Annotated in this window: 23 protein-coding genes and 1 tRNA gene; 12 read left to right on the top strand and 12 right to left on the bottom strand. The window is 69.9% G+C overall.

Annotation, left to right across the window (positions count from 1 at the left end):
• Positions 1-99: 99 nt before the first annotated feature.
• The 3 genes from ACWGPE_RS00120 to ACWGPE_RS00110 form a co-directional block, all read right to left on the bottom strand.
• Positions 100-1,620 carry an SPFH domain-containing protein gene (locus ACWGPE_RS00120; protein ID WP_231429212.1) on the bottom strand — a complete coding sequence of 507 codons (1,521 nt, stop codon included), beginning with the start codon at positions 1,618-1,620 and terminating at the stop codon, positions 100-102.
• 139 nt (positions 1,621-1,759) lie between these two features.
• On the bottom strand, positions 1,760-2,773 hold the full coding sequence (locus ACWGPE_RS00115) for a hypothetical protein (RefSeq protein ID WP_452047860.1): 1,014 nt from the start codon (positions 2,771-2,773) through the stop codon (positions 1,760-1,762).
• Between the two features lie 189 nt (positions 2,774-2,962).
• Positions 2,963-3,466 (bottom strand): CGNR zinc finger domain-containing protein, encoded by a 504-nt coding sequence (locus ACWGPE_RS00110; RefSeq protein WP_452047859.1) that lies wholly within the window; start codon positions 3,464-3,466, stop codon positions 2,963-2,965.
• A 142-nt stretch (positions 3,467-3,608) separates the two neighbouring features.
• On the opposite strand from ACWGPE_RS00110, the gene ACWGPE_RS00105 reads away from it, so the two are divergent.
• A complete protein-coding gene (locus ACWGPE_RS00105) occupies positions 3,609-4,442 on the top strand; it encodes an alpha/beta fold hydrolase (RefSeq protein WP_231429214.1) in 834 nt (277 codons plus the stop codon).
• A gap of 66 nt (positions 4,443-4,508) precedes the next feature.
• Here ACWGPE_RS00105 and ACWGPE_RS00100 read toward each other — a convergent pair.
• Positions 4,509-4,592: transfer RNA gene (locus tag ACWGPE_RS00100), tRNA-Leu, on the bottom strand.
• Positions 4,593-4,813: 221 nt separating this feature from the next.
• Here ACWGPE_RS00100 and ACWGPE_RS00095 point away from each other — a divergent pair.
• The 9 genes from ACWGPE_RS00095 to pknB all read left to right on the top strand — a co-directional run bounded on the left by ACWGPE_RS00095 (position 4,814) and on the right by pknB (position 17,084).
• Positions 4,814-5,602 carry an HAD family hydrolase gene (locus ACWGPE_RS00095; protein WP_374201069.1) on the top strand — a complete coding sequence of 263 codons (789 nt, stop codon included), beginning with the start codon at positions 4,814-4,816 and terminating at the stop codon, positions 5,600-5,602.
• A complete protein-coding gene (locus tag ACWGPE_RS00090; RefSeq protein ID WP_275506976.1) occupies positions 5,599-8,118 on the top strand; it encodes a glycoside hydrolase family 65 protein in 2,520 nt (839 codons plus the stop codon). The genes ACWGPE_RS00095 and ACWGPE_RS00090 overlap by 4 nt, the downstream gene beginning before the upstream one ends.
• 65 nt (positions 8,119-8,183) lie before the next feature.
• Positions 8,184-8,918, top strand: coding sequence for an FhaA domain-containing protein (locus ACWGPE_RS00085; RefSeq protein WP_231429216.1), 735 nt, complete (start codon positions 8,184-8,186; stop codon positions 8,916-8,918).
• Positions 8,915-9,472 carry an FHA domain-containing protein FhaB/FipA gene (locus tag ACWGPE_RS00080; protein WP_231429217.1) on the top strand — a complete coding sequence of 186 codons (558 nt, stop codon included), beginning with the start codon at positions 8,915-8,917 and terminating at the stop codon, positions 9,470-9,472. Before ACWGPE_RS00085 ends, ACWGPE_RS00080 begins: the two co-directional genes overlap by 4 nt.
• A 3-nt stretch (positions 9,473-9,475) precedes the next feature.
• Positions 9,476-10,708: a PP2C family protein-serine/threonine phosphatase gene (locus ACWGPE_RS00075; RefSeq protein ID WP_231429218.1), complete on the top strand. Its 1,233-nt coding sequence runs from the start codon at positions 9,476-9,478 to the stop codon at positions 10,706-10,708.
• A gap of 97 nt (positions 10,709-10,805) precedes the next feature.
• Positions 10,806-12,140 carry an FtsW/RodA/SpoVE family cell cycle protein gene (locus ACWGPE_RS00070; protein ID WP_231432217.1) on the top strand — a complete coding sequence of 445 codons (1,335 nt, stop codon included), beginning with the start codon at positions 10,806-10,808 and terminating at the stop codon, positions 12,138-12,140.
• The gene (locus ACWGPE_RS00065; RefSeq protein WP_452047858.1) at positions 12,137-13,591 is read left to right on the top strand and encodes a peptidoglycan D,D-transpeptidase FtsI family protein; all 1,455 of its coding nucleotides are present in this window, start codon (positions 12,137-12,139) and stop codon (positions 13,589-13,591) included. Before ACWGPE_RS00070 ends, ACWGPE_RS00065 begins: the two co-directional genes overlap by 4 nt.
• Entirely contained in the window at positions 13,588-15,315 is a 1,728-nt protein-coding gene (locus tag ACWGPE_RS00060; protein ID WP_452047857.1) for a protein kinase domain-containing protein, read from the top strand. The genes ACWGPE_RS00065 and ACWGPE_RS00060 overlap by 4 nt, the downstream gene beginning before the upstream one ends.
• Before the next feature lie 74 nt (positions 15,316-15,389).
• Positions 15,390-17,084 carry a Stk1 family PASTA domain-containing Ser/Thr kinase gene (gene pknB, locus ACWGPE_RS00055; protein ID WP_275506978.1) on the top strand — a complete coding sequence of 565 codons (1,695 nt, stop codon included), beginning with the start codon at positions 15,390-15,392 and terminating at the stop codon, positions 17,082-17,084.
• Positions 17,085-17,167: 83 nt separating this feature from the next.
• Here pknB and ACWGPE_RS00050 read toward each other — a convergent pair whose 3' ends face one another.
• The 3 genes from ACWGPE_RS00050 to ACWGPE_RS00040 are packed head-to-tail and all read right to left on the bottom strand — an operon-like array spanning position 17,168 to position 18,770.
• Complete coding sequence (locus tag ACWGPE_RS00050) at positions 17,168-17,809, bottom strand: anthranilate synthase component II (RefSeq protein WP_231429222.1); 642 nt, start codon at positions 17,807-17,809, stop codon at positions 17,168-17,170.
• A complete protein-coding gene (locus ACWGPE_RS00045) occupies positions 17,806-17,964 on the bottom strand; it encodes a hypothetical protein (protein WP_231429223.1) in 159 nt (52 codons plus the stop codon). The genes ACWGPE_RS00050 and ACWGPE_RS00045 overlap by 4 nt, the downstream gene beginning before the upstream one ends.
• Before the next feature lie 2 nt (positions 17,965-17,966).
• Positions 17,967-18,770, bottom strand: coding sequence for a class E sortase (locus tag ACWGPE_RS00040; protein WP_452047856.1), 804 nt, complete (start codon positions 18,768-18,770; stop codon positions 17,967-17,969).
• Between the two features lie 70 nt (positions 18,771-18,840).
• On the opposite strand from ACWGPE_RS00040, the gene ACWGPE_RS00035 reads away from it, so the two are divergent.
• Complete coding sequence (locus ACWGPE_RS00035) at positions 18,841-19,083, top strand: cell division protein CrgA (RefSeq protein WP_231429225.1); 243 nt, start codon at positions 18,841-18,843, stop codon at positions 19,081-19,083.
• 319 nt (positions 19,084-19,402) lie between these two features.
• Here ACWGPE_RS00035 and ACWGPE_RS00030 read toward each other — a convergent pair whose 3' ends face one another.
• Complete coding sequence (locus tag ACWGPE_RS00030; protein ID WP_231429226.1) at positions 19,403-20,278, bottom strand: rhomboid family intramembrane serine protease; 876 nt, start codon at positions 20,276-20,278, stop codon at positions 19,403-19,405.
• 7 nt (positions 20,279-20,285) lie between these two features.
• On the bottom strand, positions 20,286-20,831 hold the full coding sequence (locus tag ACWGPE_RS00025) for a peptidylprolyl isomerase (protein ID WP_231429227.1): 546 nt from the start codon (positions 20,829-20,831) through the stop codon (positions 20,286-20,288).
• Positions 20,832-20,951: 120 nt separating this feature from the next.
• Between ACWGPE_RS00025 and ACWGPE_RS00020 the strand changes: the two genes are divergently transcribed.
• A complete protein-coding gene (locus tag ACWGPE_RS00020) occupies positions 20,952-21,467 on the top strand; it encodes a hypothetical protein (RefSeq protein WP_231429228.1) in 516 nt (171 codons plus the stop codon).
• An 89-nt stretch (positions 21,468-21,556) separates the two neighbouring features.
• Here ACWGPE_RS00020 and ACWGPE_RS00015 read toward each other — a convergent pair whose 3' ends face one another.
• From ACWGPE_RS00015 to ACWGPE_RS00005, 3 genes are read right to left on the bottom strand one after another with little or no spacing between them, the layout of a single operon-like run.
• Complete coding sequence (locus ACWGPE_RS00015) at positions 21,557-23,314, bottom strand: dipeptide ABC transporter ATP-binding protein (RefSeq protein ID WP_452047855.1); 1,758 nt, start codon at positions 23,312-23,314, stop codon at positions 21,557-21,559.
• On the bottom strand, positions 23,311-24,177 hold the full coding sequence (locus tag ACWGPE_RS00010) for an ABC transporter permease (RefSeq protein ID WP_231429230.1): 867 nt from the start codon (positions 24,175-24,177) through the stop codon (positions 23,311-23,313). Before ACWGPE_RS00010 ends, ACWGPE_RS00015 begins: the two co-directional genes overlap by 4 nt.
• The gene (locus tag ACWGPE_RS00005) at positions 24,174-25,121 is read right to left on the bottom strand and encodes an ABC transporter permease (protein WP_452047854.1); all 948 of its coding nucleotides are present in this window, start codon (positions 25,119-25,121) and stop codon (positions 24,174-24,176) included. The genes ACWGPE_RS00010 and ACWGPE_RS00005 overlap by 4 nt, the downstream gene beginning before the upstream one ends.
• Positions 25,122-25,270 lie beyond the last annotated feature (149 nt).

Here is a 25,270-nt window from a genome sequence, read left to right as displayed (position 1 = left end):
GTGCGACGGCGGCCTGGCGACGGCCGCGACTCGACGGCGTGACGCGATCGAGGCCGGGGATCCGCAAGGATCACCCGGCCCCGAGTCGACGAAGTCGCGTCAGCGTGCCGTGCCGGCACCCGCATCGTCGGCCACGTCGTCGACGAGCGGCTCGAGCGCGTCGAGGCGCTCGGCGACCGGGCCGACGGCCGCAGCGAGCTTGGCGCCGGCCGATGCGACCGCGGCACCGACGGCCGCACCGTCGTGGTCGGCGGCGCGAGCAGCCGCACCGCCTGCGGCCGCGCCGCCGATGATCGAGCCGAGCAGCTCCTTGAGCCCCACGCCCATGGTCGAGCTCAGCATCGCGTCGACCTCGGTGATGCCCGAGACGGCGTTCTTCGCGAGCTGCGAGGCGCCGTCGGTCGAGACGACGGTGAGCTGGTCGATGTTCGACATCGGTGCGGCGAGCTCGCGGGCGATGAGCGGCAGGGCGTCGATGACGCGCATCTGCAGCAGCGCCTCGGACTGCTGGGCGACGGCCTCGGCCGCGGCCTTCGTCGCGGCGGCCTCTGCGGCACCCTTCGCCTGGATCGCGTCGGCCTCGGCGAGGCCCTCGGCCTTGAGCGCCTCGGCCGAGGCCGTGCGGGCGATGCGATCGGCGTCGGCGGCGATGCGCACGGCCTCGGCTGCGGCCTCGGCCTCGACCTTCACCTTGTAGGCCTGCGCGTCGGCGACGGCCTTGACCTCGGAGTCGAGCTCCGCGGCGCGCAGTGCGGCCTTCTTCTGCGCGGTGATCTCCTGCTGGGCGACGACCTCCTGCTGCGAGAGCGCCTCGGCCAGCGGGCGGGCGGCGGCGGCCTCGGCCATCGCCTTGTCGGTCTCGCGCTGCAGCGCCGCCTTGCGCTGGGCGAGCTCGGCCTCGCGCTCGGCGACGGTCTGCTCGGCGGCGATCACGGCTTCGCGCGCCTCGCGCTGTGCGACGGCCTCGGCGATCTCTGCCTGCTTGCGCACCTTCGCCTGCTCGGCACGGCCGAGGTCGTCGATGTAGCCGTTGGTGTCGGAGATGCCCTTGATCTCGAACGAGTCGACATCGAGGCCCTGGTTGACGAGCGATTCGCGGGCGACGCCGAGCACCGCGGCAGAGAGCTCGTCGCGGCGGTTGATGATCGTGAGCACGTCGGTCGCACCGATCGAGGCGCGCAGCGAACCCGAGAGCACCTCCTGGGCGAACATGTCGATGTTCTTGTCCTGCCCGAGGAACCGCTGCGCGGCGGCACGGATCGACGCGGCCGAGTCACCGACCTTCACGATCGCGACGGCGTCGACGTGCACGGTGATGCCGTTGTTCGTCTGCGCCTCGGCGCGGATCTCGATCGCGCGCGAGCGCAGCGAGATCTTGTGCGCCTTCTGGAAGAAGGGCATGATCCACACGCCCTGGCCGTGCACGACGCGCTGCCCCGACTCCTCGGTGTCGACGCCGTCGACGACGCGGCGACGCGAGCGCTTGCCGGTGACGACGATGGCCTCGTCGGGCGAGACGTTGCGGTACAGCACCTTCGCCCAGATCCACAGGGCGATCACGACGATGACGGCAAGGATGACGATGCCGATGATCGGGGCGGCGGCGAAGAACTCGAGCATTGGGTCCTCTCGGGCGGGTTCGGGTCGGGGGCCTCGGGTGGCCCTGCTCAAGAATGGCGGCCTGCGCCCAGTGGCGCAATGGGCAGCGGTGCCCGCATCCGTTCGAGGGCGGGTGCTCCGTGGCCGACGCCCGTCGGCGTCAGGTGAGCGCGCCGCTCGAGATCGGCTTCAGCTCGACGCCGAGTCGCCCGTACCAGTCGCGGACAGCCTGCTGCTGCGGGCCGGTGCACGCCTTCCCATAGCCGATGTTGACGTCCCAGTACTCGTAGTCACTCGTCCAGATGCGGTGGTCGAGTGTCCAGCCGTCGAGGAACGTGAGGGCGAAGCAGTCGGCCATGACCTCGCCGTCGCCGTCGAACGCGTCGAGCGCGTCAGCGGTGGCGACGGGATTGGTGAACTGCAGCACATGTGCGAACTCGTGGTAGGCGATTCCGGTGCGCAGTTCGTCGGTCATGTACGGCAGTGCGTTGGCGCTGGCGTCGAAGTGGACGAGATAGGGATCGTCGCTGATGACGCACCCGAGCACATCGCGGTCGCCGACGTCGACATCGCAGAGCTGATCGGTGCCATCGATGACGGACTCCACGAATCCACCGGACAGGCGGTCGATGACGGACTCGTAGGTCGATCCGGTGGCGTTCGTGGCGGCCTGGGTCTGCGCAGCACCCCAGCGCGACTCGAGTTCGGCCGTCGCGCGCTCCACGGCGCGGGTGTCGTCGGCGAGCTCGGACGCATCCCAGCGATGCACCCATGACTGCACCGCGAGCCGGCGGTAGTCCTCCCACGGCACGGCGGACGCCATGAGCACGCCGTCGAATTTCGCCGCCGACTCGACGAGCCCGTCCATCGCCGCGCCGAACGTCTCCTTCTTCTCGATGAGATCGCGCTGCTCCTCGAGTCGCTGCTGCTGCTCGATCAGCCGATCCTGCGCGTCCTGGAGCTGCAGGTAGTACCAGACGCCGCCCGCGATCGCCGCCGACAGTGCGATCGCGAGCAGCCAGATCGCGACGAGCATCCCGCGCGATCGCCGCAGCGGCGGAGCGGGCGCCTCATCGCGCGCCTCTCCCGCCCGATCCTCGACGAGCGGCAGCGCGTCGCTCGCCTCACCACCGGGCTCCGTCGCCTCGGCCGGAGTGGTTTCCAAACTGGTCATTTCACCTCGATGTGAATGGTCTGCGGGAATCGGCAGGGATCCATCCAATCATCCCGTCGACCGATTGGAAGCATCGCAGGCAGAACGCCACCCGCGGAGACCGTTCGAGGGCGGATGCGCCCCGGACGATTCCGATCCACGACCCGGCGGGCGCGCGCAGGTGCCGATGACCCCGGACGGGATCTCAGCTCAGAGAGCCGCCTTCGCGTAGTGGCGACGTGCCTTCTCACGGTTGCCGCAGCTCTCCATCGAGTGCCACCGCCGCGCGTTGCCGCGACTCGTGTCGATGAAGAAGTGCTGGCAGTCGGGCGCGGCGCACGGCCGGATGCGCGACCCCGACGGGGACTGCAGCGCCGCCCATTCACGGATGGCGGAACCGCCGATGCGGCGGCCCGCCTCGTCGCGGTCGCGCCAGACGAGCCCTCCCTCGGCGGCGAGCTCGGGCCGGCGGGTCATCGCCACGAGCCAGGGCTCGAGCGCATCCGGCGAGCGGGTGCCGCGCAGCACCGCGACGAGCACATCGCGCACCGCTCGGGCGTCGTCGAGGTCGGATGCCTCGGCGGGGACTCCGTGGGCACGCAGCCAAGCCGCCCCCCGCTCGTCGTCGAGTTCGTCGTCGACCCGATCGTCGTAGACGAGTCGCGAGTTGACGAGGTCGAGCAGCAGCCCTGCGGTGGCGACGGGCTCGGTCATGACGGCTCCTCGGGGTTCATCCGGTGTTCCCCAATTCTAACTTGCATGGAATAGCGATGGGGTTATAGCGTTGCATCCACACCAGAACTAACCGGATTGAAACTGCAATCCAGTTATACCGGAAGGAACCCAGGAGGACCCCATGTCGTACATCACCGTCGGAACCGAGAACTCGCAGAACATCGACCTGTACTACGAGGACCACGGGTCCGGGCAGCCGGTCGTGCTGATCCACGGCTACCCGCTCAGCGGCGCATCGTGGGAGAAGCAGTCGGCCGCGCTGCTCGAGGCCGGCTACCGCGTGATCACCTACGATCGGCGAGGCTTCGGCAAGTCCAGCCAGCCCACCACCGGCTACGACTACGACACGTTCGCCCACGACCTGAAGGCGGTGCTCGAGACGCTCGACCTGCGCGACGTCGTGCTCGTCGGCTTCTCGATGGGCACGGGCGAGCTCGGCCGTTACCTCGGTGCGTACGGCGGCGAGCGCATCGCGAAGGCCGCCTTCCTCGCCTCGCTCGAGCCGTTCCTGCTGCAGACCGACGACAACCCGGCCGGCGTTCCCGCCGAGGTCTTCGCCGGCATCGAGCAGGCGGCGAAGGCCGACCGCTACGCCTGGTTCGACGAGTTCTTCCAGAACTTCTACAACCTCGACGAGACGCTCGGCAGCCGCATCAGCGATGCGGCCGTCCGCGCGAGCTGGAACACCGCGGCGGGCGCCTCCTGGTACGCCTCGTCGGCGGTCGTGCAGTCCTGGCTCACCGACTTCCGCGACGACATCGCGAAGGTCGAGGTGCCGAGCCTCATCCTGCACGGCACCGCCGACCGCATCCTCCCGATCGACTCGACCGCCCGCGAGTTCGTGAAGCGACTCCCCGCTGCCGACTACGTCGAGATCGAGGGCGCGCCGCACGGGCTGCTCTGGACGCACGGCGACGAGGTCACCGAGGCGCTGCTCGCCTTCCTCGCGAAGTAGACCCGGCCGAGGGAACCATCCTCGAACGACGAAGAGCCCCCGCGACCGCGGGGGCTCTTCTGTTCGTGCGCGAGGGGGGACTTGAACCCCCACACCCTTGCGAGTACTGGCACCTGAAGCCAGCGCGTCTGCCAATTCCGCCACTCGCGCATGTGCGGTCGCACCGTAGTGCGTCCAGCCACGAGAGCCTAACACCTCGCGGCCGACAACTCCATTCGAGACGCCTCCGCACCCCTTCGACCCGCCCGGAGCAGAACCCTTGGCATCCGCTCCGAGTCGCGCACCGGCCTCGCGCCCGTCGGCCGGCCGGGAATAGCATCGGAACCCCGGGTACCGGCGCCCACCGACCGATGCGACGAAAGGAGCGCCCCGTGACCCATCTCCCCACCTCCACCCCCGACGAGCGATCCGAACGCGCGACCCGGCCCCGCGACATCCGCGGCTGGCTCTTCGACCTCGACGGCGTGCTCACCCCGACCGCGATCGTGCACATGCACGCGTGGTCGCGCCTCTTCACCCCCTACCTCGAGGCGCACGGCGCCGCGCCGTACACCGACGCCGACTACTTCGCGTACATCGACGGAAAGCCGCGCTACGACGGGGTGCGGAGCCTGCTCGAGAGCCGAGGCATCCACGTGCCCGAGGGCACACCCGCCGATCCCCCCGAGGCCGACACCGTGTGCGGGCTCGGCAACCGCAAGAACGCCGCCTTCAACGAGACGCTGGCCGACGAGGGCGTCGCGCCGTATCCGGCGAGCGTCGCCTTCCTCGACGCGGTGCAGGCGGCCGGATGCCTCGTGGCCGTCGTCTCCAGCTCGAAGAACGCGCCGTCCGTGCTCGAGGCGGCGGGCATCGCCGACCGCTTCGAGGTCGTCGTCGACGGTGCCGTCGCGGCCCGCGAGGGACTGCCCGGCAAGCCCGCCCCCGACACGTACGAGCGCGCCGCCGAGCTGCTCGGCCTGCCGACCACCGCGTGCGCCGTCGTCGAAGACGCCGAGTCGGGCGTGAAGTCGGGCGCGGCGGGCGACTTCGGGCTCGTCGTCGGCGTCGACCGCGGGGTCGGTCGCGACGTGCTCGAGCGTCTCGGCGCCGATGTCGTGGTCGACGAGCTCGACGAGCTGATCCCCGATCTCGATCCGAACCGGAAGGACACCACATGAGGTTCGCCGACGACGACCCCCTGAACCGCAGCAGGTTCCCGGTCGACGAGTGGGCGCTCGTCGAGACCGAGTTCGGCGAGTCCGACATGGGCCGCACCGAGACCCTCTTCGCCGTGGGCAACGGCTACCTGGGCCTCCGCGGCAACGTCGAAGAGGGCCGCGACGGCCACATGCACGGCACGTTCGTGAACGGCTTCCACGAGACGTGGCCGATCCGCCACGCGGAGGAGGCGTTCGGCTTCGCGCGGGTCGGGCAGACGATCGTGAACGCGCCCGACGCGAAGATCATCCGGCTCTACGTCGACGACGAGCCGCTCGTGCTCACCGAGGCCGAGCTGCTCTCGTACGAGCGGCGACTCGATTTCCGCCTCGGCGCGCTGAGCCGGTCGATCGAGTGGCGCACGCCGGCCGGAAAGCGCGTGCTCATCACGAGCCGTCGCATGACGAGCTTCACCGACCGGCACCTCGCGGTCGTCGACTACGAGGTCGAACTGCTCGACGCCGACGCCGCCGTGACGATCTCGAGCCAGATCCTCAACCGCCAGGACGGCCGCGACGAGTACCGCTCTGGCGTCCAGCAGGAGGCGCAGACCCCCGGCGCCTTCGATCCGCGCAAGGCCGAGCAGTTCAACGACCGGGTGCTGCAGCCGCGCGTCAAGCGCACCGAGGGCGGCCGCTACATGCTCGGCTACCAGTGCACGAACTCGAGCATGACCCTCGCCGTGGGCGCCGAGCACGCGATCACGACCGACAACCCGTTCACCGAGAGCGGCACGATCGGCGACGACCTCGCGAAGCACGTGTACCGGGTGCAGGCGAAGCAGGGCATGCCGATCCGCATCACGAAGACGATCAGCTACCACACGGCGCGCAAGGTGCCCGCGCGCGAGCTCGCCGACCGCTGCGATCGCACGCTCGACCGGGCCGCCGAGATCGGCACGGGCGAGCTGTTCGCGCAGCAGCGGTCGTGGCTCGACGACTTCTGGGCCCGCTCCGACGTCGAGATCGCGGGCCGGCCGATGCTGCAGCAGGCGACGCGCTGGAACCTGTTCCAGCTCGCGCAGGCCACGGCGCGCACCGACGGCGGCGGGGTCGCGGCCAAGGGCGTGTCGGGCTCCGGCTACGGCGGGCACTACTTCTGGGACTCGGAGATCTACGTCCTGCCGTTCCTCACGTACACGGCGCCGATCGTCGCCCGCAACGTGCTGCGCTTCCGGCAGCGCATGCTCGACGCCGCGCGCGCCCGGGCGCTCGAGCTCAACCAGCGCGGAGCACTCTTCCCGTGGCGCACGATCAACGGCCTCGAGTCGAGCGCGTACTACGCGGCGGGCACGGCGCAGTACCACATCGACGCCGACATCGCCTTCGCCCTGTGCCAGTACGTCGCCGCGACCGGCGACGACGACTTCCTCGGCCGGGGCGCGATCGACGTCCTCGTCGAGACCGCCCGCATGTGGGAGGACCTCGGCTTCTGGCGGTCGAACGCCGACGACGTGTTCCACATCCACGGCGTCACCGGTCCCGACGAGTACACGACCGTCGTGAACGACAACCTCTACACGAACGTCATGGCGCGCGCGAACCTCGCGGCCGCGGCGGGCGCGGTCGACAACCTGCAGGTGAACGATGCGGCGGCCTACCACCGGCTCGTCGATCGACTCGGCGTCACGCCGGCCGAGGTCGCGAGCTGGCGGCGCGCGGCGGCGCACATGCACATCCCCTACGACGAGCAGCTCGGCATCCACCCGCAGGATTCGGCGTTCCTGCAGAAGGAGCTGTGGGACCTCGAGAACACGCCCGACGACCGGCGTCCGCTGCTGCTGCACTACCACCCTCTCGTCATCTACCGCTTCCAGGTGCTCAAGCAGGCCGACGTGGTGCTCGCCCTCTACCTGCAGGGCGACCGATTCACGGCCGAGGCGAAGCGCGCGAACTTCGAGTACTACGACCCGCTGACGACGGGCGACTCGACGCTGTCGGCGGTCGTGCAGTCGATCGTCGCGGCCGAGGTCGGCTACCACGAGCTCGCGATGCGGTACTTCCGATCGGCCCTGTTCGTCGACCTCGCCGACCTGCACCACAACGCGGCCGACGGCGTGCACGTCGCCTCGACGGGCGGCGTGTGGTCGGCGCTCGTCTCGGGCTTCGGCGGATTCCGCGACCACGGCGGCCGGTTCACGTTCGACCCGCGCCTGCCCGACGGCTGGACGGGGCTCACCTTCAGGGTCACCGTGCTCGGCACCCGCGTCCGCGTCGAGCTGACCCCCGAGCAGATCGCGTTCACGGTCGAAGCCGGCACCGCCGCGACGCTCTCGGTGCGCGGCGTCGAGGTGACGGTGACGGCGGACGCGCCGGTGTCGGTGCCGCTCGACGGCCAGGGGCCGCGGCTCTACGGCTCGCCGACGATGCAGGATGTCGCGGGCACGCGCCGGGCCGACGGTACCCTGCTCACGGCGTCCATCCCGACCCTGTCGCTCGACGCCGACGACATCGAAACCGTCATCCCGATCGACTGATCCGGGGTGTTTCCAGCCGCTCGCGCTAACATGACGCGAAGTCAGACACCGGAATCGGGAGACCTGTGGGCCTACTGGACAACTTCGAGAAAGGTCTCGAGCGCGCCGTGAACGGCGCGTTCGCGAAGACCTTCCGTTCGGGGCTGCAACCGGTCGAGATCACCTCGGCGCTCAAGCGCGAGATCGACACGAAGGCGGCCGTGGTCTCGCGCGACCGCGTGCTCGTGCCGAACAACTTCGTCGTGCGCATGTCGCCGACCGACCACGAGCACATGTCGGGGCTCGGTCCCGCACTCATCGACGAGCTGGTCGACCTCGTGCAGAAGCACGCGGCGAGCCAGCACTTCCAGTTCGCCGGCGGCATCACGATCGCGCTCCGGTCCGACGAGGGCCTCAGCGTCGGCATGGTGCAGGTGGACTCGCAGAACGTGAAGGGCCAGGTGGCCTGGACCCCGGTGCTCGACGTCAACGGCAAGCGCTACCCGATCATCAAGGGCCGCACGGTCATCGGCCGCGGCTCGGAGGCCGACGTCACCCTCGACGACTCGGGCGCTTCGCGCCGCCACGCCGAGGTCCAGTGGGACGGATCGCGCGCCCGCGTGCGCGACCTCGGCTCGACCAACGGCACCCAGCTCGACGGCGCCCCCGTGAAGGAGGCCATCCTGCCACCCGACTCCGTCATCACGATCGGGCGATCGCGCATCGTGTTCCGCGTGCTCGCCCAGGCCGCCGGCGGCGGCGAGCCGCCGTCGGCCACCCGTCGTCACGACATGGGCGGATTCTGGGGGCCGACCGTATGAGCGAACTGACCCTCCTCGTCCTCCAGCTCGCGTTCCTGCTGCTCCTGTGGGTGTTCATCTTCGCGATCGTGTACGCGCTGCGCAGCGACCTGTTCGGCCAGCGCGTGCGCAAGCTCCAGCCCGACGCGGCGGCCGCGTCCGCACCGACGGCGAGTTCGTTCCCGAGCTCGCCGGTCGCATCCGCGCCGGCCGCGGCGGCCGCGCCGACTGAGGCGGTCACGACGCCGCCGTCCGGCGGCAACGGCGAGCTCGCCTCGAGCGACAACGCGCGGCGCCTGATCATCACGAACGGCGCGAAGTCGGGCACCGAGTTCCCGCTCGGCACCGACGAGATCACGATCGGCCGGTCGAGCGACTCGGCGATCATCATCCGCGACGACTACACCTCGACCCACCATGCCCGGCTCATGCTGTGGAACGGCCGGTGGATGATCCAGGACCTCGACTCGACGAACGGCACCTTCCTCAACGGCTCCCGAGTGACCGTGCCCACGCCCATCCCGCTCGGAGCCACCGTCAAGGTCGGCGCGACGACGTTCGAGCTGCGGCGGTAACCGATGCCGGCGGTCAAGGCGAGCGCAGCGGTCTCGCATGTCGGGCGCATCCGCTCGAACAACCAGGACTCCGGCTACGCCGGACGCCGGTTGTTCCTCGTCGCCGACGGCATGGGCGGTCACGCGGGCGGCGATGTCGCGAGCGCGATCGCGACGCGGCGCATCGCCGACGCCGACCTCGACTACGACAGCGCCCCCGAGGCCGCCGCCGCGCTCGAGGGCGCCCTGATCGCGGCGAACCGCCGACTCGCCGAGACCGTCGCCGAGCACTCCGAGCTCACCGGCATGGGCACGACCGTGAGCGCCATGCTGCACCTGGGCGACCGCATCGTGATCTCGCACATCGGCGACTCGCGCATCTACCTGCTCCGTTCGGGCGAGCTCAGCCAGATCTCGACCGACCACACCTTCGTGCAGCGGCTCGTCGACGCCGGCCGCATCACGGCCGAAGAGGCGATGGTGCACCCCCGTCGTTCGGTGCTCATGCGCGTGCTCGGCGATGTCGAGGCGTCGCCCGAGATCGACCAGATGGTGCTCGACACCCGCGAGGGCGACCGTTGGATGCTCTGCTCCGACGGACTCTCGGGCGTCGTCGCGTTCGACGACATCCACGAGCTCATGTCCTCCGAGGCGGGCGCCAAGCCGGTCGCCGACCGACTCGTCAAGGCTGCGCTCGACGGCGGCGCACCCGACAACGTCACGGTGGTCGTGGTCGACATCGGCGAGCCCGCCGCCCCGGCGACGCCGCCGCTCATCGTCGGCTCCGCCGCCGCCCCGCTCGCGTTCGGCGCCGCCGCCGAGCCCGTGAAGCCCCGGGGCATCCGCCTGACGCCGTTCCGGCCGCACCCGGTGCAGGAGACGCACTTCGAGCCCGACTCGGCCGACTACTTCGACGAGCTGATCGAGGAGGACGAGCGCCGGCGGCGCCGCCGCCGCATCGTGTGGGGCGTGTGGATCACGCTCTTCGTCGCCGCGATCGTCGCGGCCGTCGTGCTCGGCTACCAGTGGACGCAGACGCGCTACTACGTCGGCGAGTCGAACGGCCGGGTGGCCATCTACCAGGGCATCCAGCAGAATCTCGGCCCCATCTCGTTGCACGAGCTGCACCGCGAGACCGAGATCGACGTGTCCGAGCTGCGCACGTACGACCAGCAGCGCGTCGAGCAGACCATCAGCGCGGGCTCGCTCGCCGAGGCATCCCAGATCGTGGAGCGATTGGAGGCGTCCCTTGACTGACCGCTCCGACCTGCCCACGCAGGGCGTCGTGACCGCCGGCGACGGCGGCACGCCCGCCAAGCCGACGACCCCGCCCAGCGGGGTCCGCAGAATCCGGATGCCGCAGAAGCTGCGCAACCTCGAGTTCTGGCTGCTCGCCGTGGCCTGCGTCATCAACGCGTCCGCGATCGTGCTCGTGCAGCTCGGGGCGCTCGGCCGCGTCGACACCCAGCTCGTACTGCTCGGCGCCGGGCTCTCGCTGCTCGTGTTCGGCCTGCACTTCGCGATGCGGTTCGTCGCACGCGACGCCGACCCGTTCCTGCTGCCGATCGCGACCGTGCTCAACGGCCTCGGCATCGCGATGATCTACCGCATCGACATCGCGAACAACGAGGCGGGCTGGGAGAGCGCTGCGGTGCGCCAGATCGCGTGGAGCGCGATCGCGATCATCGCCGCGATCGTGGTGATCATGGTGATCCGCAACCACCGGGTCCTGTTCAAGTACATGTACGTCTCAGGGCTCGCGGCCATCGTGCTGCTGCTCCTTCCGCTCATCCCGGGTCTCGGCCGCGAGGTGTACGGCGCACGGGTGTGGATCGGCATCGGCGACATCGCCACCTTCCAGCCCGGTGAGATCGCGAAGATCGCCCTCGCGGTGTTCTTCGCCGGCTACCTCGTGCGCAACCGCGACTCCCTGTCGATGGTGGGCACGAAGTTCCTCGGCATGAAGTTCCCCCGGGCCCGCGACCTCGGCCCGCTGCTCGTCGTCTGGGCGCTCTCGATGGCGGTCATCGTGTTCCAGCGCGACCTCGGCACCGCCCTGCTCTACTTCGGGCTCTTCCTCGTCATGCTCTACGTCGCGACGAGCCGCATCTCGTGGGTCGTGCTCGGCCTCTCGCTCTTCTTCGCCGGCGCGATCATCGCGAGCCAGACGCTCGGCTACGTGGGCAACCGCTTCGCGAACTGGCTCGACCCGTTCGCCGACGACCGGTTCAGCGCCGAGATCGGCGGCAGCTACCAGCTCGTGCAGGGCCTGTTCGGGCTCGCGAACGGCGGACTCATCGGCACGGGCTGGGGCCAGGGCAGGCCCGACATCACCCCGGTCGCGCAGAGCGACTACATCATGGCCTCGCTCGGCGAGGAGCTCGGGCTGGCCGGCATCTTCGCGATCCTCTCGCTCTACCTGCTCTTCGTGGCCCGCGGCTTCCGCATCGGGTTCGCCGGGCAGGACGACTTCGGCAAGCTGCTCGGCGTCGGCCTCGCGTTCGTCGTCGCACTGCAGGTCTTCATCGTCGTGGGCGGCGTCACCCGCGTCATCCCGCTGACCGGCCTCACGACGCCGTTCCTCGCGGCCGGCGGCTCGTCGCTCGTCGCCAACTGGATGATCGTGGCCCTGCTGCTGCGCCTGTCCGATACGGTCCGCAACCATCCGAGGCTGGTGATCGACGGATGAACCGCGAACTCAAGCGGGTCTCGGTGCTCGCACTCGCCATGTTCCTGACGCTGCTGGTGTCGTCGACGATCATCCAGTTCGTCCAGGCCGACTCGCTCGCCGCCGACCCGCGCAACTCGCGCACACTGTACGAGAGCTATTCGGTCGAGCGAGGGCCCATCCTCGTGAAGGGCGACCCGATCGCCTTCTCGGAACCGTCGAACGACTTCTACCGGTTCCAGCGGGTCTACTCGAACGGGCCGCTGTACGCCCCGGTGACGGGGTACATCCCGGTCAACGGCGAGGCGACCGGCCTCGAGCGCTCGCTCAACGACTACCTCAGCGGGCAGTCGTCGAGCCAGTTCTTCGACCAGCTCAACCGCCTCATCTCCGGACAGGACCCGATGGGCGCCTCGGTCGAGGTCGCGATCGACGCGGTCGCGCAGCAGGCCGCGTGGGACGCGCTCGGCGACTACACGGGCGCCGTCATCGTCACCGAACCCTCGACCGGACGCATCCTCGCGATGGTCACGAAGCCGACCTACGACCCGAACGCCCTCGCGGTGCACGACGGCGAGCAGGTGCTCGAGACGTACAACGCGCTCGTCGAGGACCCCAGCGATCCGCTCTACAACCGCGCCACCGGCGGCGACATGAACCCGCCCGGCTCGGTGTTCAAGCTCGTCGTGACGGCGGCGGCGCTCGAGTCGGGCAAGTACACGCCCGAGTCGACCTTCCCGAACCCGGGCGAATACACCCTGCCCGGCTCGTCGTCGGTCGTGCGCAACTCGAGCGGCGGCACGTGCGGTCCGGGTGCCACGGTCACGCTCGCCGACGCGCTCCGGCTCTCGTGCAACATCCCGTTCGCGGAGCTCGGCGTGGAGCTCGGCGACAACGCGATCCGCGACCAGGCCGAGAAGTTCGGCTTCGACCACGAGTTCGCGATCCCGACGGAGACCGAGCCGAGCGTCTACCCGAAGGGCCTCGATGACGCGCAGACGGCGCTCAGCGCGTTCGGCCAGGGCAGCGTCCGCGCGACGCCCATGCAGATGGCGATGGTGTCGGCCGCGATCGCGAACGGCGGCATCGTGATGAACCCGAATCTCGTCGACCAGATCACGGCCCCCGACTTCCGCCCGCTGCAGGAGTTCCAGGCGACGGAGTTCGGCCGCGCGATCAGCGAGGAGACGGCGCGCACAATGGTGCAGATGATGGTCAACGGCGTCGAGAACGGGGCCGCGAGTAATGCAAGAATAGACGGCGTCAGCGTGGCCGGTAAGACCGGAACTGCGGAGAACGGCGAGGATGACCCGTATACCTTGTGGTTCACCGGATTCGCCCCCGCCGACGACCCTCAGTACGCGATCACGGTACTCGTGGAAGACGGCGGAGGAATGGGCCAGGAGGGGTACGGCAACCTGATTGCCGCACCTATTGCAAAGCAGGTACTAGAGGCGGTGCTGAACAAATGAGACCGAGCGCAGGGCTCACCTTCGGGGGGCGCTACGAACTGCAATCCCGCATCGCGATCGGCGGGATGGGCGAGGTGTGGCAGGCCACCGACCTCGTGATCGGCCGACAGGTCGCCATCAAGATCCTCAAGGACGAGTACCTCGGCGACCCCGGGTTCCTCGAGCGCTTCCGCGCCGAGGCCCGTCACGCCGCGCTCGTCAACCACGAGGGCATCGCGAACGTCTTCGACTACGGCGAGGAAGAGGGCAGCGCCTACCTCGTCATGGAGCTCGTGCCCGGCGAGGCGCTGTCGACGATCCTCGAGCGCGAGCACGTGCTCTCGACCGACAAGGTCCTCGACATCGTGGCGCAGACCGCGGCGGCGTTGCAGGCCGCGCACGCGGCGGGCCTCGTGCACCGCGACATCAAGCCCGGCAACCTGCTCATCACGCCCGACGGACGCGTGAAGATCACCGACTTCGGCATCGCGCGCATCGCCGACCAGGTGCCGCTCACCGCGACCGGCCAGGTCATGGGCACGGTGCAGTACCTCTCGCCCGAGCAGGCCTCGGGTCACCCGGCGTCGCCGACGACCGACATCTACTCGCTCGGCATCGTCGCGTACGAGGCGCTCGCGGGTCGCCGTCCGTTCACCGGTGAGTCGCAGGTCGCGATCGCGATGGCGCAGATCAACGAGACGCCGCCCGACCTCCCCGTCACGGTGTCCGAGCCGGTGCGCAATCTCGTCTACTCGTGCATCGCGAAGAACCCGGCCGACCGTCCGCAGTCGGCCGCGCACCTCGCGCGGGCGGCGACCGCCCTGCGTCGCGGCGACGTGCAGGGCGCGGCGGCGGCGGTGCCCGCCGTGCTCGGCGCGGCCGGCCTCACGGCGGCGACGATGCTCCTGCCGCAGGCCGGTGCGACCGCCGCGACGACGGTGCTGCCCACAGCTGCCCCCGACGGCGAGCCCGAGGGCGAAGAAGAGGGCGAGAAGAAGAAGCGCAGCCCGTGGACGTGGCCGCTCATCGTGCTCATCGCGCTGCTCGCGATCGTGCTGATCGGCACGATCATCGCGCTCGCTCTGAACTCGGGCCAGAAGGACCCGGTGAAGACCTCGTCGACGAAGACGCCGGCGACCACGCAGTCGCAGACGCCGACCGACACACCCCCGCCCACCAGCGAGGCCCCGACGACGGCGCAGATCAACGCCGACGACTTCATCGGCCTCACGGTCGACGAGGCGCGCGCGAAGCTGTCCGAACTGAAGATGGTCGCGAACGCGGTCGAGGGCAACGCGGCGACCGACCCCGATCTGGTCGGCACCGTCTACGACGTCAACCCGACGGGTCCGGTGCCGCTCAACAGCGAGATCACGATCACGTACTACGCCGCGGTCGAGCAACCGGCAGAACCGCCGGCACCCACCCTCCCCGAGACGGTCAATCCCGAAGAGGAGTTCACGGTCTCGTGGAGTCGCGCCCAGTGCCCGGCAGGGCAGACGCTCTCGGGCTACTCGCTGACGATCGATGGTCCGGCGACGGCGAATCAGCTGCAGTTCGACTCGAACACCAACGAAGCCAAGATGCTCGTCAACAAGGACGCCGCGGAGAACTCGACGATCAAGGTCACCTACGTCTACTTCTGCGGTCAGGTGAGCTCGCCGACCTCGCCGGCCGGCTCGACGCAGGTCGTCCCGGCCGACGTCCAGGGCCCCGACACGACCGAGCTCGGCACCGGCGGCTGACGCCGCGCCGAGGCATCCGCAACCAGTAGACAGTAGAGACGAACGGCCGAGCCGCCTGAAGGGAGCCGCACACCGTGAACGATGAAGGACGCGTCCTCGCCGGGCGTTACCGCGTGGGCGCGCTCATCGGGCGCGGCGGCATGTCCGACGTGCACGTCGGCACCGACACCCGGCTCGGCCGCCAGGTCGCCGTCAAGCTGCTGAAGCCCCAGCTCGCGACCGACCCGGCGTTCCGCATGCGGTTCCGCCAGGAGGCGCAGTCGGCCGCTCGCATGGCGCACCCCACGATCGTGCGGGTGTTCGACGCCGGCGAAGAGACGGTGGTCGACGCCTCCGGCCACGAGGTGCAGCTGCCGTTCATCGTCATGGAGTTCGTCGAGGGGCGCCTGCTCAAGGACATCATCCACGACGGCCCGCTCGAGCCGGCCGCGGCCGTCAGGGTCATCGACGGCGTGCTCACGGCGCTCGAGTACTCGCACCGGGCAGGCGTCGTGCACCGCGACATCAAGCCGGGCAACATCATGATCACGACGACCGGCCAGGTCAAGGTCATGGACTTCGGCATCGCCCGGGCGGTCTCGGACTCGTCGACGACGGTCGCCCAGACGACGGCGATCCTCGGAACGGCGTCGTACTTCTCACCCGAGCAGGCGAAGGGCGAGACGGTCGATGCCCGCACCGACCTCTACTCGACCGGCGTCGTGCTCTTCGAGCTGCTCACCGGGCGGCCGCCGTTCCGCGGTGACACGCCCGTCGCGGTCGCCTACCAGCACGTGAGCGAGCGGCCGGTCAAGCCGAGCGTGATCAACCCGAAGGTCTCGCCGGCGCTCGACGCGGTCGTCATGCGAGCCCTTGCGAAGAACCGCGACCAGCGCTACCAGACGGCGGTGGAGTTCCGCGCGGACGTCGACACCGCGGCATCCGGTCGGGTGCCGGTGCATCGTGAGCCCGACCAGGCAACGATGCTGTTCGGCGCGCCGACCGCGTCGCTCTCGAGCTCGGAGCTCGCCCTGCGGCAGCTCACCGAGGACGAGACCATGTCGCGCACCCAGCGTCGCCCTCCGGCGATCTGGATCTGGTCGGGCATCATCGGCGTCATCGTCATCGTCATCGCGGTGATGTACTGGGCGTTCAATCTGCAGCCGACCGAGGAGATACCCTCGAGCGCGCGCAAGGTGCCTGCCGTCGCGGGCATGACCTACGAGCAGGCGGTCGAGGAGCTGCAGAAGCTCGGGCTGCCCGCGACCGAGGTCGACCAGACGGACGAGACCGTCCCGGCCGACCAGGTGATCGGCACCGAGCCCGCTGAGGGCGAGATCGTCAACGCGGGGCAGGCGATCACCGTCTACGTCTCGACGGGACGCGAAGCCGTGAAGGTGCCCGACACCGTCAACATGTCGCTCGAGGAGGCGAAGAAGGCGCTCGAAGCGGCCGGGCTGAAGCCCGGCAAGGAGACGCGCGTCAACTCGGCGACCGTCGCGGCCGACGTCGTGCTCTCCACGATTCCCGAGGCCGGAAAGGCGGTCGAGCAGGGTTCGACCGTCGAGTTCACGCTGTCGAACGGCAAGGTCGAGATGGTCGACGTGATCGGCGTCTCCCTCGACGCCGCGGTCGGCCTGCTCACCGCCGACGACCGCCAACTGAACGTCACCCCGGTCCAGGACACGTCGTGCCCCACCGAGCCCGGCTCCCCCATCACGCATCAGTCGCTCGCGCCGGGCGAGGTGCCGCAGGGCTCGGAGGTCGAGCTGACCTACTGCGCGGGCTGAGCCTCGGCTGAGCGGTAGCAGCGAGCCTTCGGCGAACTCACCTGCCGGAGCGTGGTGGGTGCCGGCCCGGGCGCGCCTCGCCGTCAGGCGCTCGCGCGCACCAGCGGGCTCAGGTGCTCGGCGCGAGCTCGCGCCTCGGGCAGGCCCGCGACCGCGAGCCAGTTGCCGAGCATGCGGTACCCACCCTCGGTGAGCACCGACTCGGGGTGGAACTGCACACCGAAGATGGGCGCCTCGACGTGGCGGAGCCCCATGATCACGCCGCCCTGCGTGCGACTCGTGACGACGAGCGACGGCGGAAGCGTGCCGTCGACCACGGCGAGCGAGTGATAGCGCGTCGCCGTGAACGGCTGCGGCACGCCCTCGTAGAACGGGCTGCCGTCGTGCTCGATCCGCGAGGTCTTGCCGTGCATGAGCTCTTCGGCGTTGGTGACGACACCGCCGAACGCCTCGGCGATCGCCTGATGGCCGAGGCAGACGCCCAGCAGCGGCCGACCGCCCGCGAGCGCGGCTTCGACGACCGCGATCGACACGCCCGCGTCGGACGGCTTGCCCGGGCCGGGCGAGACGAGCACGCCGTCGTAGTCGGCGATGCGAGCGGGCACCTCGGCGGCGCCGAAGTCGTCGTTGCGCACGACCTCGGTCTCCGCGCCGAGCTCGCGCAGGTAGCCGTTGAGCGTGTAGACGAAGCTGTCGTAGTTGTCGATGACGAGGATGCGGGTCATTCTTCCACCGTGACGTTGATCGGGTTGAGGATCGAGTCGACCCAGGGGAACACCCACGTGAAGAGCGCGTAGACGACCGCTGCGGCGAGGACCAGCAGCAGGATGACGCGCAGCCACGCCGGTCCGGGAAGGATGCGCCAGAGCGCGCCGTACATGCTCAGTTCCCCCATTCGGCGATGACCGAGGCGATCTCGGCGGGCGGGTTGTCGGCGCCCGGCTGCCACGACTCGAGCACGCCGTACGCGATGATGCGCTCGGCCGTCGAGTAGAGCGGGTTGCAGCTCGTGAGCGTGATGATGCGGTCGGTCGGCTGAAGCTCGGGATGGTGCGGCACTGCGGCCAGCACCCCGGTGGTGGCCGGCGTGACGTACTCGAAGTCGCGGAACCGGTACGTGTACCAGCCGTCCTTCGTCTGGATGTAGATCGCGTCGCCGAGCTGCAGCTGCTCGATCTCGTGCATGCCGCCCCCGTACGCGCTGCGGTGCGACGCGATCGCGAAGTTGCCGACCTCGCCGGGCATCTGGGTGCCGGGGTAGTGGCCGATGCCGAGGTCGAAGCTGTTGAGCACGTCGAGCCCGTAGCCCTCCGCGATGTTGCGCACCGAGTCGTGCGTGCCCTCGCTGTCGAAGCGCGGCACGTACATGACCGCGAACGCCTCGCCGTTGCCGTACTCCGTGGTGTCGACGACGGGCTCGCCGGGGTCGGGCGTCGCCGGGGGCGGCGTTCCTCCGCGCTCGGCCTTCGACGCTTCGGCCCATTCGGCGCTCTGCTCACCGGCCGCCTGCGACTGCTGGGTGTTCATGATCGCGTCGTTCCACCACAGCTGCCAGCCGAGGAACAGCAGGATCAGCACGCCCGCCGTGAGCAGCAGCTCGCCGAGCACGCCGACCACGCTGACGCGGTGCCGATCGCGCGTCGCGCGTCGCGCGGCACGCCGGCCGTCGGGCTGCGACTCAGACATAACGGCGATTCTATTCCGCCAGGACGTGAGCTCGCTGCGAGCATGCATGCGCCTCGGCTAGAATCAGCCCATGGCACGTACGAAATCAACGAAGCCGGCGCGCGCCGAGGCCGCGGCGAACGGCGAGGAGGCACCGAACCCGGTGTGGTTCAAGCCCGTCATGTTCGGCTTCATGCTGCTCGGGCTCGCCTGGATCATCGTGTTCTACGTCAGCCAGGGCCGCTTCCCCATCGCCGATCTCGGCTCGTGGAACATCCTCATCGGCTTCGGCATCGCCTTCGTCGGCTTCCTCATGACCACCCGCTGGCGCTGACGCCGGCTCGCTTCGACCGGAAAGGGCGGATGCTTCGGCATCCGCCCTTTCCGCATGTCGGTGCGGCCCCGGGGCGCTGCGGCGCCAGTCAGGAGCGACTCCGCGTGGTGGGCCGTTTCCCACATGCCGTCCACCGCTCATCCTCAGCACTGTCCACAGGTTTCCCACGGTTATCCACAGATGTGGAGATCTCCGAAGTCCGCCCGTCCACTGAAGGGCGGACAATTACACACGTGTAACTCTCAACAGCTGTGGAGAGAATTGTGGATAACCGCGAGGGGGTTCAACGCGAGCGCGGCACGAAGACCGCGGCGTCGAGTCAGAAGACCGGGAAGAAGACGTAACGCAGGCTGAGCACGAGCAGCACGACGACGAGCGCGATCAGCAGCCACACCTGCAGCGTCTGCTGCGACCGCTTGCGCGTCTCCACGTAGATGAGGCCGACGAGGGCGCCGGTCACGAGTCCGCCGAGGTGGGCCTGCCAGGCGACGTTGAATCCGGGCACGAACCCGATCACGAGGTTGATGCCGAGCAGGATGAACAGCTGCGTCGTCTGCCCGCCGAGCCGGCGCTGGATGACCAGGAACGCGCCCATGAGCCCGAAGATGGCGCCGGAGGCGCCGACGACGCCGACGCGCGGGTCGGAGAGCCAGAGCACGCCGACCGAGCCGCCGAGCCCGGCGATCAGGTAGAGGGCGAGGAACCGCCAGCGGCCGAGCAACCCCTCGAGCAACTGGCCGAAGATCCACAACGTGTACATGTTCAGCAGCACGTGGAAGATGAGCCCGGTCGAGTGCACGAAGACCGAGGTCAGCATGCGCCAGGGCTCGAGGTTGCCGGGTATCGAGTACACGCCGGCGTAGAGCAGCCGCTCAGTGACGGCGAGCCCCGGAATGAGCTGCAGCACGTAGACGGCGAGCGTGATGCCGATGAGGGCATACGTCACGATGGGCGCTCCGCGGCCCGCCGCAGCACGGGCGCGCGTGAGCACGGCCGGCTTGGTGCGGGGCGCGCTCGCGCGCTGCTCGCGCATGCACTCGGGGCAGATGACGCCGACGGCGCCCTGCGTCATGCATTCGGGGCAGATGGTGCGACCGCAGCGCTGGCACAGCACGTAGCTCTGCCGATCGGGGTGCCGATAGCAGAAGTTCGACCGATCGGCCGCCCCGGAGCCGGCCGAAGGCACGGTGCTCACCGCTGGATCAGACCTGTTCGACGGTGATGTTCTCGATGACGACGTCGTCGAGGGGCTTGTCGCGGCCGTCGGTGGCGACCGAGGCGAGCTTGTCGACGACGGCCTGGCTGGCCGCGTCGGTCACCTTGCCGAAGATGGTGTGCTTGCCCTGCAGCCAGGTGGTCGGGCCGACGGTGATGAAGAACTGCGAGCCGTTGGTGCCGCCGCCCGTGATGCGGTCGCGGCCGGCGTTCGCCATGGCGAGCACGTAGGGCTCGGTGAAGTCGAGCTCGGGGTTGATCTCGTCGTCGAACTGGTAGCCGGGGCCGCCGACGCCCTGACCGAGCGGGTCGCCGCCCTGGATCATGAAGCCGGGGATGATGCGGTGGAAGATGACCCCGTCGTAGAGCGGGTCGGTCGTCTTCTGGCCGGTGGCCGGATGCGTCCACTCGATCTCACCCGTGGCGAGGCCGACGAAGTTCTTGACGGTCTTCGGGGCGTGGTCTCCGTAGAGGTCGACCTTGATGGGGCCGTGGTTGGTGTTGATCGTCGCGACGGCGGTGTGAATCGGCATCCTCATATTCTGTCATGCGCAGGTTCGTCAAGCGGCATGCCGTATTGCGACTCCCACCCCGTTTCCAGCCGGTTCGGTGGCAAGATGGAAACGTTCGCTGTACTGACGATGGAGGTCGAGATGAGCCTGTCACGCAAGCGCCGGAAGGAACTCAAGCGGCTGCGCAGCAGTGCGGAGGAACTCTGGGGGAACCAGCAGCACGTGCTCGAGCACGCCAATGCCGTCGCTCGCGAGGCCAGCCGACAGCTCGGGCACCTGACCCGCGAAGAGGTCGTTCCGCGGGTGCGCACCGGGTACGAGAGCTACGTCCGACCCGGAGTGCAGCAGGCGGGCCGCTACGCCAGGTCGGCCGGCGACTCGGTCGAGCGCGGGCTCGGCACCGCCCTGGGCTCGGTCCTGTCGATCGGCGACATCGCCAACGACGCTCGCGTGCGACGCGCCCTCGAGCGCGTCTCGCCGCGGGCGGCCGTCGTGGTCGAGCAGAAGAAGGGCCCTGGCGTCGGCACCTGGCTCGCGATCGGCGCCGGCGTGGTGGCCGCCGCGGGCGTCGCCTATGCCGTCTGGCAGACCTTCCGCGCCGACGACGAGCTCTGGGTCGCCGACGACGAGCCGAGCGGTCCCACGAGCCAGGGCTGAGCCCGGCACCGCACGACGAAACGGCCCCGCTCGTGCGGGGCCGTTTCGCATGACGGGGGCGGGTCACCACGGTGACCGACCGCAAGAGATCAGGCGGATGCCTCGGCGCGTCGCGGCTCCGGCGCCCATTCGGGCTTCGGCACCGAGTCGATGAGCAGCTGCGTGTAGGGGTGCTGCGGTGCGGCGAGGAGTTCGACGGTGCTGCCGCGCTCGACGATCTCTCCGTAGCGCATGACGACGGTCTCCTCGCAGACTCGGCGTACGACGGCGAGGTCGTGGCTGATGAAGAGCAGCGTGAGGCCGCGCTCCTCGCGGATGCGTGCGACGAGGTCGAGCACCTGCGCCTGCACCGACACGTCGAGCGCGCTCGTCGCCTCGTCCATGACGAGCACGTCGGGCTCGATCGCGAGCGCGCGCGCGATCGCCACGCGCTGGCGCTGGCCGCCCGAGAGCGTGCGCGGACGCGCCTGCGCGTGCTTCGCCCCGAGGCCCACCTGCTCCAGCAGTTCGACCACCCGGGCACGGGCGCCGGTCGTCGACAGCTCGGTGTGCAGCCGCAGCGCGTCTTCGATGGCGCGGCCCGCCGTGATCCGCGGATCCAACGAGAGGTACGGGTCCTGGAACACCATCTGCACGCTGCGCGCGTGCGCGATGCGCTCCTGCCGCGACTTCGGCACGATCGTGCGGTCGCGACCGGCGACCCTGATCTCACCGGTGTCGGGCTCTTCGAGGCCGACGATCATGCGCGCGAGCGTCGACTTGCCCGAGCCCGACTCGCCGACGACCGCGAGCGCTCGCCCGCGGGCGAGTCGCAGGTCGGTCGACGCGACCGCGTGCACCGGCGGCTTGCCCCGCAGGTGGTACGTCTTCGAGACCCCCGCCACGGCGAGCATCGGCTCGTCGTCCGCTGGCGCCGCGGCCACGGTGATGGCGGATGCCTCGTCCGGGCGCTCGAGCGGCGTCGGAGCCGCGACCGGCTCGGGAACCGGACCTGCCGCGTCACCCCCGGGGGCGTCGACGGGCGAGGTCGCGGGCGCCGAGGCATCCCGGATCTCGATGACCGGCCCGGCGGACCCGGTGACCGTGGGGGTCGCGGCGACGAGCCGCTTCGTGTAGTCCGCCTGCGGTGCGCTGAACACCCGGCGCGCGTCACCCGTCTCCTCGACGCGGCCCTTGTTCATGACGACGACGCGATCGCAGATCGACGCCGCGAGGTTCAGGTCGTGGGTGATGAAGAGCATGCCCATGCCCCGGCTCGCACGCTGCTCGACGAGCACGCGGATGATCTCGGCCTGCGTGGTCACGTCGAGGGCGGTGGTCGGCTCGTCGCACACGAGCAGCTTCGGCGAGCTCGTGAGCGCACCGGCGATCATGACGCGCTGCAGCATGCCGCCCGAGAACTCGTGCGGGTACTGCTTGAGGTGGTCCTCGGGGCGAGGCAGTCGCACGGCGGTGAGCAGCTCGATCGCGCGCGCCCTCGCCTCCGACTCGGACTTGCCCTCGCACAGGCGAAGCGTCTCGGTCATGTGGTCGCCGATGGTGCGCATCGGGTTGATGCCGGCGCGGGGGTCCTGGAAGATCATCGCAGCCGCGTGGCGGCGCACGTCGAGCACGTCGCGCCTGCCGGCGGCCACGAGGTCGCGGCCGTCGACGAGCACGCGCCCGCCGAGGGCCGACCCGTCGGGGGTCAGGCCGAGCACGGTGCGCGCCGTGAGCGACTTGCCCGAGCCCGACTCGCCCACGAGGCCGACGGTCTCACCGGCTTCGACGCCGAGCGAGATCCCGTCGAGCAGCCTGGTGCCGTTCGGCAGGTCGAGCGTCAGGTCGGAGATGTCGAGCAGGCTCATGCGGGGATCTCGCCTCCGATGCGGTCGGAGAGCTCTTCTCCGATGATGTTGAACGCCACGACGACGAGCACGACGCAGACGGCCGGCTCGAGCGCGGGCAGGAAGTGGCCGCCGACGATGCCCGCCTGGGCCTCGTTGATCATGGCGCCCCAGTCGGGTGTCGGCGGTTGCACGCCGAGGCCGAGGAACGACAGGCCGGCGAGCTCGGCGAGCACGTACCCGAAGTTCAGGGTCGACTGCGCGCCCACGATCGGGGTCACGTTCGGCAGCACGCGGCGCAGCGCGATCCAGGGGCCGCTGAAGCCCTGCACGCGGTAGGCCGCGACGTAGGGTCGGGTGCGCTCGGCCTTGATGAGCGCACGCGTGAGCCGGGCGACGAACGGTGCATACGCGATGCTCATCGCGATGACCGGGGCGACGAGGCCCTTGCCGAAGAGCGCCACCGCCATGATCGCGAGCAGCAGCGACGGGAAGGCGAAGAGCACGTCGAAGATGCGGCCGAGCACCGCGTCGATCCAACCGCCGCGCCATCCGGCGATGAGGCCGAGCAGCATGCCGACGACGGTCGACCCGATGACGACGAGCAGCGGGCCGAGCAGCGCGGTGCGAGCGCCGAAGATGAGCCGGCTCAGGAGGTCACGGCCGAGGCCGTCGGTGCCGAGCCAGTGCTCGGGGCTCGGCGGCGCGTTGACCGCGGCGAAGTCGAGCTGGTCGGGCGGGTACGGCGCGATGAACGGCGCGAAGATCGCGGCGAGGGTCATCACCGAGATGACGCCGATGGCGATGCCGAAGGTCGCGTTCGCGGGCTTCAGCTTCGGGGCCCGCATCACCTCGACGGCGAGGGTGTTGTTCGAGACGGTCATCTGGCACTGGCTCCTGCCGCGGATCGCGGGTCGATGAGGGGTTCGGCGATGTCGATGATCGCGTTCACGACGACGAAGGTGGTCACGACGAGCATCACGATCGCCTGCACTACCGGGAAGTCGAGGCGGTCGACCGAGGCCACGAGCAGGGAACCGATGCCGGCGATGCCGAACGCCGCCTCGACGATCGTCGAGGCCACGATCAGGCCGGCGACGAGGATGCCGCTCACGGTGAGGATCGGTCCGAGCGAGTTGCGGAAGACGTGCCGGCGGATGACGGTTCCGCGCTTGAGCCCGCGGCTCGTGGCGACCTCGACGTGCTCGCGGCCGAGCTGCTCGATCATCGACGAACGGGTGACCTTGCCGACGAGCACGACGAAGACGATCGCGAGTGCGATCGAGGGCAGCACGAGGTGGTACACGGTGTCGGCGAACCCCTCGCCCGATCCGAACGTGGGGAACCATCCGAGCTGCACGGCGAACACCGCGATGAGCACGATCGAACCGACGAACGAGGGGATCGCGCTGAGCACGGTCAGGCCGATGAGCGTCGCCCGGTCGAGCACCCTGCCCTTGTTGAGCGACGCGACGATGCCGGCGCTGAGGCCCACGATCGCGATGAGGATGCCCGCCATGACGACGAGCATGAGCGTCACGGGCAGGCGCTCCCCGATCACGGTGGAGACGTCCTGGCGGTACTGCAGCGAACGCCCCCAGTCGCCCTGCAGGGCGCCGAACAGCCAGTTCAGGTACTGCTGCCACGGCGGCAGGTCGAGGCCGTACTGCGCCGTGACCTGGGCGATCGCCTCGGGGCTCGGCTTGCGGCCGCGAAGCAGGAAGCTCACCGGGTCGCCCGGCACGAGGAACCGCGAGAAGAACACGAGCAGCGACGCGAGGAAGAGCGTCAGCGCAAGGCTGCCGAGCTTGCCCGCGACGCGACGCACGGTGGCGGCGGCGTGGCCGCCGCGGTGGGGGCCGGGGGGCGCCCCCCCCCCCCCCGCCCCCCCCCGGGGGGGGCAAAAAAGAGCCCCAGAGTGCCCCCCCCCCGGGCGGGAAGTAAACCAACAAACCCCCGGCGCCCGGGGTGGGGGTC

Source organism: Agromyces sp. NPDC055658 (assembly GCF_053618155.1).
Note: the sequence above shows the minus strand (reverse complement) of the source record. Positions and strands in the feature narration are given on the sequence as shown.